Here is a 14,213-nt window from a genome sequence, read left to right on the forward strand (position 1 = left end):
GGGGTCGAAGCCGTGACGGCCTTCAGGGCAAGGCACGCTCCCGCGCCTGGGCGCGGCGCTGCATCAGCCGGGCCAGCAGCACCAGCACCAGCGCCACGTTGAACGCCAGCACCAGCATGGCCTGCCAGCTCGTGTGCCGCAGGATATGCTGCACTTCCAGCGGTATGTAGACGCCGCTGGCCGCCACGCCGAACCACTCGCCCCAGGCCCTGTCCCGCCACAGCCCCCAGGCTTCGACAAAGCGCACGGCCGCGTACAGCCCGCCCAGCAGCACCAGCGTGTGCACGGGCGTGACGTTGAGCCTGTCCACCATGTCCAGCAGCAGCGCCGGATAGCGCTGCGCCGGCGACAGGCCCACATGGCCGATCAGCTCCAGCGCCAGCTTGTGCAGGTCGTGGTGCAAAAGCCCGAGCAGGCCCAGCAGCCCCAGCAAGGCCGCCACGCCCTTGGCGACCTCGAACAGGGCCATGCTTCTGACCGCGGTGCGCAGTGAAGAGGGGGTCATGTCCAGCAGCGGATTGGGAAGCCCTCACTATAGGCCAGGCCGCCGCATGCCGGCGGCCATCGGCGCGGGCGCACGGCTTGGGTGCGGCTCAATAGGCCACGGTGAAGCGCTCGCGCACGTGGGCGCCCTGCTCCAGCGCATCGACCACGGCCACGGCCAGATCGGCATCGGAGATCGTGCCCGGCGCGCCGTCGGGCTGCATCAGCGGCTCATCCTTGCCCGTGCGGTAGCGGCCGGTGCGGCCGGTCGCGCCGCCCGGATGGAAGGCGATCGGCGGGCTCAGCAGCGTCCAGTCCAGAGCGCTTTCCTTCTGCAGCTCGGCGTACATGTCGCGCGCGGCCAGGGCGCCCTGCTTGAAGGCGGCCGGAAAGTCGGGGCTGTCCACCAGCTGCCTGCCGCTCACGTACAGGCTGCCCGCGCCGCCCACCACCAGATAGCGCCTGATGCCGGCGGCCTTGATGCCCTGCACGATGGCGCGCGAACCTCGCATGAAATCGGCATAGATGTTGGGATTGCCCCAGCCCGCGTTGTAGGCGCTGACCACGGCATCCACACCGGCCACGGCCTGCTGCACCTGCGCGGCGTCCATCACGTCGGCCTGCACCACCTGCAGGCGGGGCCGGGCCTGGAGCTTGCCCGGATCGCGCGCCAGCGCCACCACCTCGTGGCCGCGCTGCAGCAGTTCCTGGAGCAGGGCCGCGCCCACAAAACCGGTGGCGCCAATCAATGCGACTTTCATGCGAGAACTCCTTGTGTTTCAACAAGGCTAAAGATTAAGCCGTCGCATTCTTCACAAAAACCCCTTTTGCCCACTATGACCTTGAAGCCGTACTTCAAAATACCAGCATGGAAGACCTCAAACGCATGGCCGTTTTCGTGGCCGTCGTCGAACAGGCCGGCATGAGCGCTGCGGCGCGGCGGCTGGACATGACGCCCTCGGCCGTGAGCCAGCACATCCGCCAGCTCGAGCGCGAGGCCGGCGTGACGCTGCTGCACCGCTCCACGCGCCAGCTCGCGCTGACCGACGCGGGCCAGCGCTTTTACGTGCAGTGCGCCCAGATGTGCGAGGCTGCGGCGCGCGCCCGAACCGAGCTGGATGCCGAGCGGCAGGAGCCCGGCGGCGAGCTGCGCATGTCCGCCCCCGCGGGCTTTGCGCCGCATGCGGCGCCGGCCCTGGGCAGCTGGCTGGCGCGCAATCCGGCGCTGCGCCTGCGCCTTTTGATGGACGATGCAACCATCGACCTGATACAGGCGCGCGTGGACCTGGCGCTGCGCTTCGGCACGCTGGCCGACTCCAGCTGGGTGGCGCGCCACCTGGGCCGCAGCGCCACGCTGCTGTGCGCTTCGCCTAAGTGGCTGGCCGCCTGGCAAGCGGAGCGCGGCAAGCCGCCGCTGCATCCTTCGGAGCTGGCCCAGGCGCCTTGGCTGGACCTGGCGCGCAAGGACCATGCGCGGGTGGACCTGAACTGGCGCCACGGCCCCAGCGGCGAAAGCTTCAGCCTGCAGGCGCTGCCGCAGATGGTGAGCAACCACCGCGCCACCGTGCAGCAGTTCTGCGAAGCCGGCCTGGGCGTGGCCGTGCTCTCGGCCCACGATGTGGCCGCCAGCCTGCGAGAAGGCCGGCTGGTGCGCCTGCTGCCGCAGTGGGACATGGGCCAGCTCGACATCTGGGCCGTCACGCCCCAGCGCGATGCCCAGCCAGCCAAGGTGCGCCAGGCCATCGAGGTGCTGCGCGCCTACTTTGCCCGGCTCGAAGGCGTGCAGGCCGATGGGATGCCATGACGCCGCGCTCTCTTTTCCAGAGCTGGCTGCGCCATCCCCACTGCCGCTTCATAGTGAAAAGGCATTGAAATCTTTTGCAGAAATGCGGCAGCAGCTCCTGTTTCGATAGCAGATCTCCGGCATGAAAAAAGCCCGCATGGCGGGCTTCGGGTCGGGCCGGTGCACAGGCGCGGAGCCTGCACGCCAGGCTGCGCTCAGTTCAGGTCGATGGGCGTCTTGACGCCGTTGACGTAGCGGCTCAGCGTGTAGCTGGGGTTCTTCATCTCGCCGTTCTTCTCGAAAGCGATCCTGGAGGTCACGCCCGCGTAGTCCGACTTCTGCAGGAAGGGGATGTAGACCTTGGGGTCCCAGGAGTTGGCGCGCTTCATGGCATCGGCCAGCAGCATGGTGCCGTCATAGAAATACGGGCTGTAGACCTGGAACTGGCCGGGGTACTTGGCGTCGTAGCGCTTCTTCCACTCCGTGCCGCCGGGCATCTTGGCCAGCGAGGCGCCGCCGTCCGCACAGACCACGTTCTCCAGCGGCTTGGCGCCGGCAGCCACCTTGGCCAGCTCGGTCACGCAGATGCCGTCGCCGCCGAACAGCTTGACGTCGTTCATGCCCAGCTGGCCCATCTGGCGCAGCATGGGTCCCGCCTGGCCGTACATGCCGCCGTAGAAGATGGCATCGGGCTTCTTGGCCTTGATGGAGGTCAGGATGGCCATGAAGTCCGTGGCCTTGTCATTGGTGAACTCGCTGGCGACGATCTTCACGCCCTGCTTTTCGGCATCCTTCTTGAACACATTGGCCAGACCCTGACCGTAGGCCGTGCGGTCATCGATGACGGCCACGTTCTTGAGCTTGAGCGTCTTGGCCGCATAGGTGGCCAGCGCCGCGCCCAGCGCATTGTCGTTGGCGATCACGCGGTAGGTCGTGTCCCAGCCGGGCTTGGTCAGGTCGGGGTTGGTGGCCGCGCCCGTGATCATGGGAATACCGCAGTCGTGGAACACCTTGGACGAAGGAATGGCCACGCCAGAGTTCACGAAGGCCACGGCGCCGGCCACTTTTTCATCGCACAGCTTTTGCGAAGCGGCCGTGCCCTGCTTGGGGTCGGCCACGTCGTCCTCGGCCACCAGCACGAACTTGACCTTCTTGCCGCCGATTTCCATGCCCTTGGCGTTGAGGTCCTCGATGGCCATGCGCACGCCATTCTCGTCGTCCTTGCCAAAGTGGGCCTGGGGGCCCGAAACCGGGCCGATGTGACCGATCTTGATGACCTGCTCCTGGGCCATTGCGGCGGTGCCCATGCCCGCCACCGCAGCTGCGATGCACAGCTTGCCAAACATCTTCATTGCGCACTCCTCTCGGTTGAGACAAACCGCAACGGTATGCGCGCCCCCGGCGCTTGGCAATGGAACAAATGCCAGGGGCCACCCGATGAGACGCCGACACAACAATCAGCGTTTTCCGGGATCGGCAGCCGGGCTCAACTGTGGTGAGGCCCGGCCTGCCCCGTGCCTCAGGCCGCCTTGGCCTGGCCCAGCGCCACCACCTGGGCCAGCTGGTCCAGCGCGCTCAGGCAGGCATGGGCCACTTCCACGCCCTTCTTGACGAAATGCTGGCGGAAGAACTCCAGATGGTCGCCATGCTCGTGGAAGTCGCGCGGTGTCAGCACGGCGGAGAACACCGGAATCTCGGCATCGAGCTGCACGCGCATCAGGCCGTCGATCACGGCCGAGGTCACGAACTCATGGCGGTAGATGCCGCCATTGACGATCAGCGCGCAGGCGATCACGGCATCGAAACGGCCGCTGTCCACGAGCTTCTTGGCCAGCAGGGGAATCTCGAACGCGCCCGGCACGCTGAAATGCTGGATGTTGGCGGCCGGCACGCCCTGCGCCTGCAGCTCGGCCTGGGCCGAGTCCCGCGCCTGGTACACCACTTCGGTATGCCAGCTGGCGCTGATGACGGCGATGCGGCTGCGGCTGGCCACGGCCTTCCAGGGCGTGCCCTGGGCCGCGCCGGGGGTGGCGAAGTTCATGGAGATGGGGGTCTGATTCATGGTTTGCTTTCAAACAATGGTGCCAATGAATCAGGGCGCGCGCGAACGGCATCGGCCATGCGGCAGCTCCACAGGCTGCAGACGCATAGGCAAATGCTGCGCGGTCTCTTTCATCCGGACTATGACCGTCGGCTCTGGCATCTCACCAGATCTGCTGACCCCGGCAACCTGGACCAGGCCGCCGGGCGCTCGCGGGCTGCTGCAAGACAGGTCTTGCAGATACCGCCGGTGGGGAATTTCGCCCCGCCCTGAGAACGCTGCCCTTCACAGACCCGGCCGGACCGGCCGCGCCTGCAAAGGGACTGGCAGCCATTCTAGCCACCGCCAGGCACTTCTTTTGGCAACAGGGTCACCAAGGCATCAGGCCTTTGGAAGCAACTGAAAAACTCATGGAATACGCCCCAGAGCGAATGCCGCAGGGCGCCTGAAGCTATGCTTTTTGAATTTTCCGGACTAATCCAGGTCAACCCGGGCCGCCGCTCATGCGTTGAACAAAGCACAGAACGCACCGTCCCTTGCCCCCACTTGCAGGCGCACGGTGGCCCTCACGACGAAACCCCGCAGGCCCGGCCAGCCCGTCATCCATCCGGAAACACCATGAAATCAGCCTTGCTCTCCCCGCTCCCCGCCACGGCAGCACGCGCCGTGGCCGTGCTGGGCATTGCCGCACTGTGCACGGCCTGCGCCGTGCCGGCCGGATATGACGACGGCTACGGCTATCCCGCCTATCCGCAAGGTTCGGTGAACACCACCATCATCGGCGGCCAGCCGGCCTACCCGGCCTATCCCACCTATATCTACGAGCGCGACGACTGGGCCGCCCGCGAGCGCGAGCGCGCCTACTGGCAACGCCAGCGGGAGCGCGAAGCCTGGCAGCACCAGCAGCAGCGCGAGCAGGACCGCCAGATCCGCGAGCAGCAGCGCATGCAGGAACAGCAGCGCCGGGAATGGGAACGCCAGCAGCAACAGAACCGCCGCGATCAGGAGCAGATGCGGCGCGACCAGGAACGCATGCAGCAGGACCGCGAACGCGACCGCGGGCAACAGCAGCGGGACCAGGAGCGCCAGCGCTGGCAACAGCAGCGCCAGCAGGATCAGGACCGTCAGCAACAGCAGAACGAGCGCCTGCAGCAGTGGCGCCAGCAGCGCGACTGGCGATAGGAAAGCCTTTGCGCCCCAGGGCGACAGCCGCTCGGGTGCCTCGCCGATACTTTTTGTCAGGTACGGGCCATAATCTGGCCCGATCCGAGGGGCGCAGCATGCGTGCCCGGAAAGCCATCTGAAAGGAGCGGGCCATGTCCTATTCCTCATATTCCCCGGCCTTCGCTGTCGGCATGGGCCTGCGGGCCGCCCTGCTCGCCGCAGGCTGGCTGTTCCTGGCCACTGCCGCCCCGGCCCAGGTGCTGCGCTGCACCGATGCCAAGACCGGAGAAGTCACCTATACCAACGGCCGCTGCATTTCCGGCGAAGCATCCGTGCAGGTGCAGCCGGCCTCCAGCCCCGAACAGATTGCCCGCGAACGCGCCCAGGCGGCGGCCGCCCTAGAGCGCAGCAAGGCCGAAATGGCCCGCGATGAGGCCCAGCGCCAGGAGCGCGAAAAGCGCGAGGAGCAGGAACGCCGGCAGCAGCTGGCTGCCGCCAGGGCCGGGAGCGGCGGCAATTCCCCCGCCTGCCGCCAGGCCCGCCAGCGCTTCGATGCCATCCTGGCCGAGACCTCCCCGGATCCGGCGACCTGGGGCGAGCGCAGCCAGGCCGCGCAGCAGCAGATGGAAATGGCTTGCCTGGGCCCCGAAGCCTACAGCCAGCTGCAGCAGACACGCGCGCTGCAGCCCAATGCCATCCACCGGCCGCAGCAGTGGGGCTGGACGCGGCCCGTGCCGCCCCAGCCTGCGCCGCCGGCCCAGATCGTCAACTGCAATGTATTCCGCTGCTACGACAACCGGGGCGGCGTGCATCCCGTCCCTTGAGCCCTCCCGGCGGCTGCGCCGCTTTTCCCCGAGGGGCGACGTGCGGCGGGGCAACAGCTTCGGCTAGGCGCCCCCGCCGCGAGGCGGCTCTTGCCCGCTGTCTCCGGGCCGGGCCTCGCCAGTTGCGACCCGCCTGCTTTTCAGCCGCGCAGGCCCCGGTCCACGGTGGGGTAGCGCAGCACCAGCCTGAGCTCGCGCTTGAGCCGGTGGTTGAGCAGGCGGCGCGACTCGCCCATGAAGCTCAGCAGGCTGGCGGGCAGCTGCCGCTGCGCCTCTTCCCGGGTGATGCGTGGCGGGCGCGGCAGGCCATAGAGATCGGCCGCCATGTCGAAGTAATCGCCCATGCGCAGCTCGGTGTCGTCGCAGGCGTGGTAGATGCGCTGGCTCTTGCCGCGCCACAGCGCCAGCACGCAGGCGCGGGCCAGATCATCGGCATGGATGTGGCTGGTGAACACATCTTCCTCGGCCCGCAGCGCCGGCGTGCCGCGCAGCAGGCGCGCGCGCGGGGTGCCGCCTTCGCGGTCCGGCGCATAGATGCCGGGAATGCGCACAATGCTGGCACGCATGCCCAGGCGGCCGGCAAAGCGCACTGCACGTTCGGCATTGGCACGGCGCTGCGAACGGGCAGTGGCCGGCGCCAGGGGCCGGCTCTCGGGCACCCACGCGCCCCGGCAGTCGCCGTAGACCCCCGTGGTGGAGCCATAGACCAGGCCCAGCGGCCTGCTGCGCAGGCGCAGCGCACCCAGCAGAGCCTCGGTGCGCCGGTCCCGCCACCATGGTTCCTTGACATCGGTGGAAGCCGGCGGCGCCAGGTGCAGCACGCGTGTGGCAATGCCGGCCAGTCGGCGCAGCGTGGCCGGCCGGTCCAGATCGCCGACCAGGGGCTCGATGCCCTGCACGCGCAAATGCGGCGCACGCTGTGCATCGCGCGTCAGCGCCAGCACGCGCACGCCATGCGCGCCGCTGCGTGGCAGGACGCGCGCCACGCGCTGGCCCACGTCGCCACAGCCGACGATCAACACACGCTCACGACGAAAGCGCGCCGGCAGCGCGCCCAATGGGTTTTGGTTTGAGGGCAAAATCGGAACCTGCTGCGTAGAGGAGACCATGGCACCCGTCCACGCTGCTGCGGGTGCAGCGGCATGATGGCCATGGCCGCCCGGGACGCATTCAAGGATAACCAAAAACGACCCATGCCAGACAGCCCGGGGGCGGCCCGCCTGCCCCTGGAGCGCACCTCCGGTGCATTCCGTCTGCGCAAGTCCCAGCCAGAACGTCATGACCGAGATTGCCAACGCCTCCCATCAGATTTCCGTCCAGCCCAGCGGCCGCACCTTTTCCACACAGGGCAGCGAAACCATCCTGGCCGCCGCCATCCGCACGGGCGTGGGCCTGCCCTATGGCTGCAAGGACGGCGCCTGCGGCTCCTGCAAGTGCAAGAAGCTCAGCGGCGACGTCACCCACGGCGCGCACTCGGACAAGGCCCTGACGCCCGAGGAGGAAGCAGCCGGCTATGTGCTGACCTGCTGCGCCACGCCCCATACCGACGTGGTGCTCGAATCGCGCCAGGTCACCAATGCCAGCGCCTTTCCCATCAAGAAGATGCCGGTGCGCGTGGCCAGCCTGGAAAAGAAGTCGCACGACGTGATGCAGGTGCGCCTGCAGCTGCCCGCAGCCGAGAAGTTCCGCTACCACGCGGGCCAGTATGTGGAATTCATCCTGCGCGACGGCGCGCGCCGCGCCTATTCCATGGCCACGGCCCCGCATGTGCAGGAGACGGCTCCGGGCCTGGAACTGCATATCCGCCACATGCCCGGCGGCAAGTTCACCGACCATGTGTTCGGCGCCATGAAGGAAAAGGAAATCCTGCGTGTGGAAGGCCCGTTCGGCAGCTTCTTCCTGCGCGAGGATTCGGACAAGCCCATCATCCTGCTGGCTTCTGGCACGGGCTTTGCGCCCATCAAGGCATTGATCGAGCACATGGGCCACAAAGGCATCACGCGCCCGACCACGCTGTACTGGGGCGGACGCCGTCCAGCCGACCTCTATGATGCCGCCTGGATTGCGGAACATACGGCTGCCATGCCGCATTTCAAGTACGTGCCCGTGGTGTCCGACGCCCTGCCCGAGGACGGCTGGAGCGGCCGCACCGGCTTTGTGCACCAGGCCGTACTCGATGATTTCGCCGATCTGTCGGGGCACCAGGTCTACGCCTGCGGCGCTCCCGTCGTGGTCGATTCGGCCCGCACCAGCTACACCGGGCAGCGCGGCCTGCCCGAAGAGGAATTCTTCGCAGACGCCTTCACTTCCGAGGCCGACAAGTAAGCAGCGACCGCAGCCTTGCCCAAGGCGGGCAACAGGACAGCGCCAAATGCCAGCAAATCGGAAACAACACGCATCAACTGGTGCTCTGGCGCAAAAATCCTGCATTGAAACATTCCACCTGTTAGTGGTTTTGCAATTTTTTGCACAATAGCGGCCCTATGAACCGTAGAAACAGCCTTCTCTCGGTCATGGCGGCCGTTGCTGCCCTGGCCTCCCCGCTTGCCCTGGCGCAAGAGCCCATTCGCCTGATCGTGCCCTATGCGCCCGGTGGTCCGCTGGACATCACCTCGCGCGCCCTGGCCGAGCGTGTGCGTGACTCTCTTGGCGTGGTCATCATCGAAAACAAGGCCGGCGCCGGCGGCAACATCGGTGCGGACGCCATTGCCAAGGCTGCGCCGGACGGTCTGACCATCGGCCTGGCGGCCACGGCCACCCATGCCGTCAACCCCTGGCTCTACGCCAAGATGCCTTATGACGCAGGCAAGGACTTTGCCGGCATCACGCAGATGGTGCGCGTGCCCAATGTGCTGGTGATGAACGCGGCCCGTGCCGAGCAGCTCAAGATCCACAGCGTGGGCGACCTGATCGCCTACGCCAAGTCGCATCCCGGCAAGCTTAACTACGGCAGCGGCGGCAACGGCAGCGCGGGCCATCTGGCCGGCGAGATGCTCAAGCAGAAGGCCGGCATCTATGCCCTGCACGTACCCTACCGCGGCGCCAATCCGGCCCAGCTGGCCCTGCTGTCGGGCGAGGTGGACTTCAATATCGACAACCTGGCGGCCGCGGCGCCCAACATCAAGTCGGGCAAGCTCAAGGCCCTGGCCGTGACCTCGCTCGATGCCACGCCGCTGCTGCCCGGCGTGCCGGCCCTGTCCAAGACCTTCCCCGGGTTTGCGATCGATACCTGGTGGGGCCTGGTGGCTCCCGCTGGCACGCCCAAGCCCGTGCTCGACAAGCTGAGCAAAGCCTTCAACGACGCCCTGCGCACACCCGAGACCAAGACCCGCTTCGAAGCCCTGATGGCCGAGCCCGTGGGTTCGAGCCCGGCGGAATTCGACAAGTTCATGGCCGCCGAGCGCAGCAAATACCAGGCCATCGTCAAGGCCTCCGGCGCCAAGGTCGACTGAGCCGTATCCGGCGCCTGCCTGGAGCCCTTACCGGGACTCCAGGATCTGGTGCATGGGCCGCAGGCGGATGTTCTTGAACGCGACCCGCTCCGCGAACTCCAGAGAGCCCAGCACCGAAAACTCGATGAAGCGTGCGCGTGCCAGCGGGTCGGCCTGCCCGGTGGACAGGCCGGCATGGCACATCAGCAGGTCGCCGTTTTCCGCTGCCCCCAGCCAGCGCCAAAGCCTGCGGCCATAGGCCTGCGCATCGCCGCTGAAGTCGTAAACCCCCAGAAGCCTGCGGTTCTGCGCGACGGCGTGGCGCTGCGCCAGCAAGGCCAGTGCGCGCGACCCCAGCGCGGCAATCACCTCGGCTTTCGCCCAGGTTCCCCAATCGGCATGGGCCTTGCGCGACGGGCCGCGTGTGTTGCGCAGCCAGGGCATCCGTCCGGTGTTTCGCTCCGGATAGCGAAGCAGCAGCTCTTGCACCAGCAGCGAGCGCACCACGGGCAGCTGGTGCACATGCTGGTGCCCGTCCACATAGGCTGGAGCGCGCCCCAACGCATCCTCGAACGCGTCGAACTGGGCACGGATCTCGCTGCGCAGCTGCGCCACATTCAGCCGGCCCGCATAGGCGCGCCCAATCGCCTCCTTGAGCGGCATGCGGATGCCCGCCTGCAACGGGCATTCGGTCAGATCCAGGTGCAGCCCCACATCCACGCCCTGCGGGTCAAGCAGGCTCAGCTCTCTGGCGCCGGCACTCCAGGCCGGGCCGCCCACCTGGGCCGAAACCGCCTGCACGCGGCCCATGCCCACCAGCGCCAGCACGGCTTCGTTGATTCCCCGGTGCAAGCCGAAATCGTCCACGCACACACAGATTTCACGCGCGCTGCTATGCTGCCACCGCTCATGTCTCGCTCGCATTTCCCGCCTCTCTCCCGCTCATCTCAGCTTGGCCATATCGGCTGGTTCATCATGGTCGGCTGTGCCGCAGCCGCCGTGCACTGGTGCGTCGCCATTGCTGCCGTGACCTGGGCGAAGTGGCCCCCGCTGCTGGCCAACGCCGCAGGCTGGATGGTGGCCGTTGGCGTTTCTTTCACCGGCCACCACCTGCTCAGCTTCCGCGGCCATGGCACGGCCATGCTGCCCGCGGCCCTGCGCTTTCTCTGCATCTCCGGCGGCGGCTTTCTCGTCAACGAGGCTGCCTATGCAGCCCTGCTGCACTGGACCGGCGCCCGCTACGACGTGCTGCTGGCCGCCGTGCTGGTGCTGGTCGCAGGCGCTACCTACCTGCTGAGCCGCCATTGGGCATTTCTGCGCAGCTAGGCAGCACCTGCCGGGGGTCCACGCGCCACAGCGTCTGGCCATGCTCGGAAAAGACCGGCGCGACCTGGGCCAGCAGCGGCAGCATCTGCGTCGCCTGTGCATCGCCGACCACCCAGGCCGCTTCATTGCCGCACAGCGCCGCAGGCAGCTGCTGCGGCGTGACCAGCACCTGGCCGGCCAGCGCCGGATCGAAGGCGCCTGCATCGACCATTTCCCGGCGCCAGTTGTCGCGCCGCGCAATCTCGGGGCTCTGCCAGTCGTCCACGATGCGCACCGGCCGGTCGAGCCCTGCGTAGAACGGCAGGTCGTACACATACTCCCCGAGCATGTAGACCGGTTCGCCAGGCTGGTGGCGGGCTTTCAGTACCTGCCCCATGTGACGCGCCGAGTAGCGCGGATTCGCGGTCAGCGCCAGCACCACGCCCAGGCCGATGAGCGCGCTGATGGCCAGGCTGACCCTCCACCACGAACGGCTTTTTCGCGATGCCTGCGCCCGCTGGCCGGCATCGGCCATCAGCCAGGCCAGCGCCGGCACGGCAGGCAGGATGTAGCCGATCAGCTTGGACTGGGGCAGCGAGAAGAAGAGCGTCACGCAACCCGCCATCAATGCCATCAGCAGGCGTACATCGCCGGGCGTTCCTTCGGCCCGCCAATAGCCGCGCGTGAACGCGGGGCGCGACCACAGAATGCAGGGCAGGCTGCAGCCGGCCAGCACGGCCGGATAGAACCAGAAGGGCTGGACGTTGTTGAAGCCGCCTGCGGCAAAGCGCTGGAAATGCTGTACCACGAAGAAGTAATGCAGAAAGCTGTCGAAACGCTGCTGCATGAGCACGAACCAGGGCGCCGCCACCAACATGAAGAGAAGGGCCCCGGGCAGCGACAGCAGCGCCAGCAGGCTGCGCCAGCGCCGGCGCAAGATCAGCCACAGGCCCACGATCATTGCCGGCAGGACAAAGCCGATCAGGCCTTTGGCCAGCACGCCCAGTGCCGAAAGCCCGTAGGCCAGCCACAGCGCGCGGCGATCCGGCTGGCCCGCTTCGAAGCTCAGCGCCGCATGGGCCAGGGCCAGCACCGTGGCCGTGATGCAGCCGGCCACCAGCATGTCCAGGTTGGCAAACTGCGCTCCCAGAAAGAACAGCGGCTGCACCGCCAGCACGATGACGGCGCGGCGGGCGGATGCCATCCCGCACCAGCGCCGCACAAACAGGTAGAGCGCGATCGCGCCCAGCGTGGCGCCCGCCAGCGATGCGGAGCGCGCCGCCAGCTCGCTTGAGCCCGTCATACCCATGGCCGCGCCGGAAATCCAGTAGAACAGCGGCGGCTTGTGAAAGAAAGGCAGGCCGTTGAGCGTCGGCGTGAGCCAGTCGCCCGAGCGCAGCATCTCCAGAGCCACGGACGCATAGCGCCCTTCGTCGGGCAGCATCAGGGGCCGCAGCCATGCGGTGGCGCCCAGCCACAGAACCACCAGGGCCAGCACCTTCCAGCCGTCCTGCCGCGACAAGCTTGCTTCGGCCGTGCTCATGCGTCCTCCCTGATACCCTGGCCGAGTTCGCGCTTGACCAGGAACAGAGGCCGCCGCTTGACCTCTTCATAAATGCGCCCGACATACTCGCCCACCACGCCCAGCGAAACCAGCTGCACGCCGGCAAACAGCATGAGACTGACCACGATCGTGGTCCAGCCGCTCACATTGTGGCCATACAGCAGATAGACCAGCGTGAGGTAGGCGCCGTAGGCAAATGCGCCCAGCGCCAGCAGGAAGCCCAGGCCGATCACCGCGCGCAGCGGCCACACCGTGAAGGCCATGATGCCGTCAAGCGCCAGCCGGATCAGGCGCAGCTTGTTGAAATGGCTCACGCCATGCGCGCGCGCGTCGGGCACGTAGGGCACGGCCACCGCATCGAACCCCACCCAGGCATACAGGCCCTTCATGAAACGGTTGCGCTCGGGCAGGTCCAGCAGCGCCTGCACCACCTTGCGATCCATCAGGCGGAAGTCGCCAGCATCTTCCGGCACCTTGAAGCGACCGCCGTGGTTGAGCAGGCTATAGAACCAGTGCGTTCCTACGCGCTTGAAGCGGCTTTCGGCATCGCGGTGCGCACGCACCGCATAGACCACGTCGGCGCCGGCACTCCAGTGCCGCACAAAGGTGTCCAGCAGCGCCAGGGGATGCTGCAGGTCGGCATCCATCATGATGGTGATTTCGCCCCGTGCGGCCTGCAGTCCGGCCGTCAGCGCCGCCTCCTTGCCGAAGTTGCGCGACAGCCGCAACGCACGCACGCCGGGGCGCTGGGTCCAGTGCCGCAGCCGCGCTTCGGTGTCGTCCGTGCTGCCATCATCGACCACCAGAATTTCCCACAAAGGAGCAAGGTGAGCGAGCTTGGCGCACAGCAGGGGCAGAAGGCGGTCCAGGTTCTCCGCCTCGTTGTAGCAGGGCAGCACGCAGGAAATGGAGTGTGCGCTGCGCATGGCCGAGGCGACTGGGCCGGAGCTGCCCAGCGCAATTTCGCGAGGCGGCAGCCATGCCTCCCGCATCAGCAAATGGTCACTCACAGGCAAACCTCAGTATGAAAAAGCAACATGTTTCGCCATGTTGCTGCTTCCACCTGAAAGTTAACTTAATGGATGGCCGCTGCATGCAGCCCGGCAGGCCTCAGAGCCGGTACCAGTCTCCGGGCGCCGCGACCGCCTCGATGCGCTGGTCCGCCACCGAGGCCAGCTGCGCAGCCGTCACACCGGCGCCCGGCAGCTCGGCCATGGGATGCAGCACAAAGGCGCGCTCCAGCATCCGCGGGTGCGGCAGCGTCAGGCGCTCGCTCTGCATCTGCAGATCGCCAAAGCGCAGCAGATCCAGATCCAGCGTGCGCGGCGCGTTGCGGTAAGGGCGCTCCCTGCCGGCCGCCAGCTCGATGGCCTGCAGCGCATCGAGCAGCTCCAGCGCCGCCAGCCGGGTGGCGGCAACGGCCACGGCATTGAAATAGTCGGGGCCGCCCGCATCCACCGGCGCACTGCGGTACAGCGAGGAAAGCTGCAGCACACGCGTTTGCGGCAAGGCCGCGATGCTGCGCACCGCGGTGCACAGCGCATTCCTCGCGTCCCCGAGATTGGCACCCAGCCCGATCCAGGCCAGCTGCGCTTCTTCCTGCAAATCGGCAGCCATG

At 67.3% G+C, this 14,213-nt stretch carries 15 protein-coding genes and 1 riboswitch; of the genes, 6 read left to right on the forward strand and 9 right to left on the reverse strand.

The window, feature by feature from the left end; all coding sequences use genetic code 11:
- Positions 1 to 22 precede the first annotated feature (22 nt).
- Positions 23 to 505 (reverse strand): DUF2127 domain-containing protein, encoded by a 483-nt coding sequence (locus tag Cte04_RS11165; RefSeq protein WP_066476760.1) that lies wholly within the window; start codon positions 503 to 505, stop codon positions 23 to 25.
- Between the two features lie 88 nt (positions 506 to 593).
- Positions 594 to 1,244, reverse strand: coding sequence for an NAD(P)-dependent oxidoreductase (locus Cte04_RS11170; protein ID WP_066476763.1), 651 nt, complete (start codon positions 1,242 to 1,244; stop codon positions 594 to 596).
- Positions 1,245 to 1,351: 107 nt separating this feature from the next.
- Between Cte04_RS11170 and Cte04_RS11175 the strand changes: the two genes are divergently transcribed.
- Positions 1,352 to 2,287, forward strand: a complete 936-nt coding sequence (locus Cte04_RS11175) for a LysR family transcriptional regulator (protein ID WP_066476767.1) — start codon at positions 1,352 to 1,354, stop codon at positions 2,285 to 2,287.
- 194 nt (positions 2,288 to 2,481) lie between these two features.
- On the opposite strand, the gene Cte04_RS11180 is transcribed toward Cte04_RS11175, so the two are convergent.
- Both Cte04_RS11180 and Cte04_RS11185 read right to left on the reverse strand, forming a co-directional pair.
- Entirely contained in the window at positions 2,482 to 3,618 is a 1,137-nt protein-coding gene (locus Cte04_RS11180) for a branched-chain amino acid ABC transporter substrate-binding protein (RefSeq protein ID WP_066476769.1), read from the reverse strand.
- Between the two features lie 167 nt (positions 3,619 to 3,785).
- A complete protein-coding gene (locus tag Cte04_RS11185) occupies positions 3,786 to 4,328 on the reverse strand; it encodes a 6,7-dimethyl-8-ribityllumazine synthase (protein WP_066476771.1) in 543 nt (180 codons plus the stop codon).
- Positions 4,329 to 4,426: 98 nt separating this feature from the next.
- A riboswitch (FMN riboswitch) is annotated at positions 4,427 to 4,588 on the reverse strand.
- Between the two features lie 337 nt (positions 4,589 to 4,925).
- Here Cte04_RS11185 and Cte04_RS11190 point away from each other — a divergent pair.
- Positions 4,926 to 5,489 carry a hypothetical protein gene (locus Cte04_RS11190; RefSeq protein WP_066476774.1) on the forward strand — a complete coding sequence of 188 codons (564 nt, stop codon included), beginning with the start codon at positions 4,926 to 4,928 and terminating at the stop codon, positions 5,487 to 5,489.
- A gap of 134 nt (positions 5,490 to 5,623) precedes the next feature.
- Entirely contained in the window at positions 5,624 to 6,295 is a 672-nt protein-coding gene (locus tag Cte04_RS11195; RefSeq protein WP_245633348.1) for a DUF4124 domain-containing protein, read from the forward strand.
- Positions 6,296 to 6,435: 140 nt separating this feature from the next.
- On the opposite strand, the gene Cte04_RS11200 is transcribed toward Cte04_RS11195, so the two are convergent.
- Positions 6,436 to 7,374 (reverse strand): SDR family oxidoreductase, encoded by a 939-nt coding sequence (locus Cte04_RS11200; protein ID WP_066477133.1) that lies wholly within the window; start codon positions 7,372 to 7,374, stop codon positions 6,436 to 6,438.
- Positions 7,375 to 7,573: 199 nt separating this feature from the next.
- Here Cte04_RS11200 and Cte04_RS11205 point away from each other — a divergent pair, with 199 nt between their 5' ends.
- Complete coding sequence (locus Cte04_RS11205; RefSeq protein ID WP_066476784.1) at positions 7,574 to 8,620, forward strand: CDP-6-deoxy-delta-3,4-glucoseen reductase; 1,047 nt, start codon at positions 7,574 to 7,576, stop codon at positions 8,618 to 8,620.
- A 158-nt stretch (positions 8,621 to 8,778) separates the two neighbouring features.
- A complete protein-coding gene (locus Cte04_RS11210; protein WP_066476791.1) occupies positions 8,779 to 9,747 on the forward strand; it encodes a Bug family tripartite tricarboxylate transporter substrate binding protein in 969 nt (322 codons plus the stop codon).
- A 27-nt stretch (positions 9,748 to 9,774) separates the two neighbouring features.
- Here the strand turns inward: Cte04_RS11210 and Cte04_RS11215 are convergent, their stop codons facing one another.
- Entirely contained in the window at positions 9,775 to 10,650 is an 876-nt protein-coding gene (locus tag Cte04_RS11215) for a ChbG/HpnK family deacetylase (RefSeq protein WP_066476796.1), read from the reverse strand.
- On the opposite strand from Cte04_RS11215, the gene Cte04_RS11220 reads away from it, so the two are divergent.
- Positions 10,636 to 11,052, forward strand: coding sequence for a GtrA family protein (locus tag Cte04_RS11220; protein WP_066477135.1), 417 nt, complete (start codon positions 10,636 to 10,638; stop codon positions 11,050 to 11,052). The two genes, Cte04_RS11215 and Cte04_RS11220, sit on opposite strands and share 15 nt — an antisense overlap.
- On the opposite strand, the gene Cte04_RS11225 is transcribed toward Cte04_RS11220, so the two are convergent.
- The 3 genes from Cte04_RS11225 to folK all read right to left on the reverse strand — a co-directional run bounded on the left by Cte04_RS11225 (position 11,009) and on the right by folK (position 14,212).
- Positions 11,009 to 12,574 carry a glycosyltransferase family 39 protein gene (locus tag Cte04_RS11225; RefSeq protein ID WP_066476801.1) on the reverse strand — a complete coding sequence of 522 codons (1,566 nt, stop codon included), beginning with the start codon at positions 12,572 to 12,574 and terminating at the stop codon, positions 11,009 to 11,011. The genes Cte04_RS11220 and Cte04_RS11225 overlap by 44 nt on opposite strands.
- Entirely contained in the window at positions 12,571 to 13,521 is a 951-nt protein-coding gene (locus tag Cte04_RS11230; protein ID WP_245633352.1) for a glycosyltransferase family 2 protein, read from the reverse strand. The genes Cte04_RS11225 and Cte04_RS11230 overlap by 4 nt, the downstream gene beginning before the upstream one ends.
- Positions 13,522 to 13,705: 184 nt before the next feature.
- The gene (gene folK / locus Cte04_RS11235; protein ID WP_066476806.1) at positions 13,706 to 14,212 is read right to left on the reverse strand and encodes a 2-amino-4-hydroxy-6-hydroxymethyldihydropteridine diphosphokinase; all 507 of its coding nucleotides are present in this window, start codon (positions 14,210 to 14,212) and stop codon (positions 13,706 to 13,708) included.
- Position 14,213: the final 1 nt, after the last annotated feature.

The organism is Comamonas terrae, from assembly GCF_001544075.1.
In the GTDB taxonomy this organism is placed as follows: Bacteria; Pseudomonadota; Gammaproteobacteria; order Burkholderiales; family Burkholderiaceae_C; genus Comamonas; species Comamonas terrae.

What these genes read in the sequence shown, in the direction of transcription:
- Cte04_RS11190 (WP_066476774.1), top strand. Translation starts at nt 4,926, where the DNA reads ATGAAATCAGCCTTGCTCTCCCCGCTCCCCGCCACGGCAGCACGCGCC.
- Cte04_RS11215 (WP_066476796.1), bottom strand. Translation starts at nt 10,650, where the DNA reads ATGCGAGCGAGACATGAGCGGTGGCAGCATAGCAGCGCGCGTGAAATC.
- Cte04_RS11170 (WP_066476763.1), bottom strand. Translation starts at nt 1,244, where the DNA reads ATGAAAGTCGCATTGATTGGCGCCACCGGTTTTGTGGGCGCGGCCCTG.
- Cte04_RS11225 (WP_066476801.1), bottom strand. Translation starts at nt 12,574, where the DNA reads ATGAGCACGGCCGAAGCAAGCTTGTCGCGGCAGGACGGCTGGAAGGTG.
- Cte04_RS11205 (WP_066476784.1), top strand. Translation starts at nt 7,574, where the DNA reads ATGACCGAGATTGCCAACGCCTCCCATCAGATTTCCGTCCAGCCCAGC.
- Cte04_RS11210 (WP_066476791.1), top strand. Translation starts at nt 8,779, where the DNA reads ATGAACCGTAGAAACAGCCTTCTCTCGGTCATGGCGGCCGTTGCTGCC.
- Cte04_RS11165 (WP_066476760.1), bottom strand. Translation starts at nt 505, where the DNA reads ATGACCCCCTCTTCACTGCGCACCGCGGTCAGAAGCATGGCCCTGTTC.
- Cte04_RS11185 (WP_066476771.1), bottom strand. Translation starts at nt 4,328, where the DNA reads ATGAATCAGACCCCCATCTCCATGAACTTCGCCACCCCCGGCGCGGCC.
- Cte04_RS11220 (WP_066477135.1), top strand. Translation starts at nt 10,636, where the DNA reads ATGTCTCGCTCGCATTTCCCGCCTCTCTCCCGCTCATCTCAGCTTGGC.
- Cte04_RS11195 (WP_245633348.1), top strand. Translation starts at nt 5,624, where the DNA reads ATGTCCTATTCCTCATATTCCCCGGCCTTCGCTGTCGGCATGGGCCTG.
- Cte04_RS11175 (WP_066476767.1), top strand. Translation starts at nt 1,352, where the DNA reads ATGGAAGACCTCAAACGCATGGCCGTTTTCGTGGCCGTCGTCGAACAG.
- Cte04_RS11180 (WP_066476769.1), bottom strand. Translation starts at nt 3,618, where the DNA reads ATGAAGATGTTTGGCAAGCTGTGCATCGCAGCTGCGGTGGCGGGCATG.
- Cte04_RS11230 (WP_245633352.1), bottom strand. Translation starts at nt 13,521, where the DNA reads ATGCGCAGCGCACACTCCATTTCCTGCGTGCTGCCCTGCTACAACGAG.
- folK (WP_066476806.1), bottom strand. Translation starts at nt 14,212, where the DNA reads ATGGCTGCCGATTTGCAGGAAGAAGCGCAGCTGGCCTGGATCGGGCTG.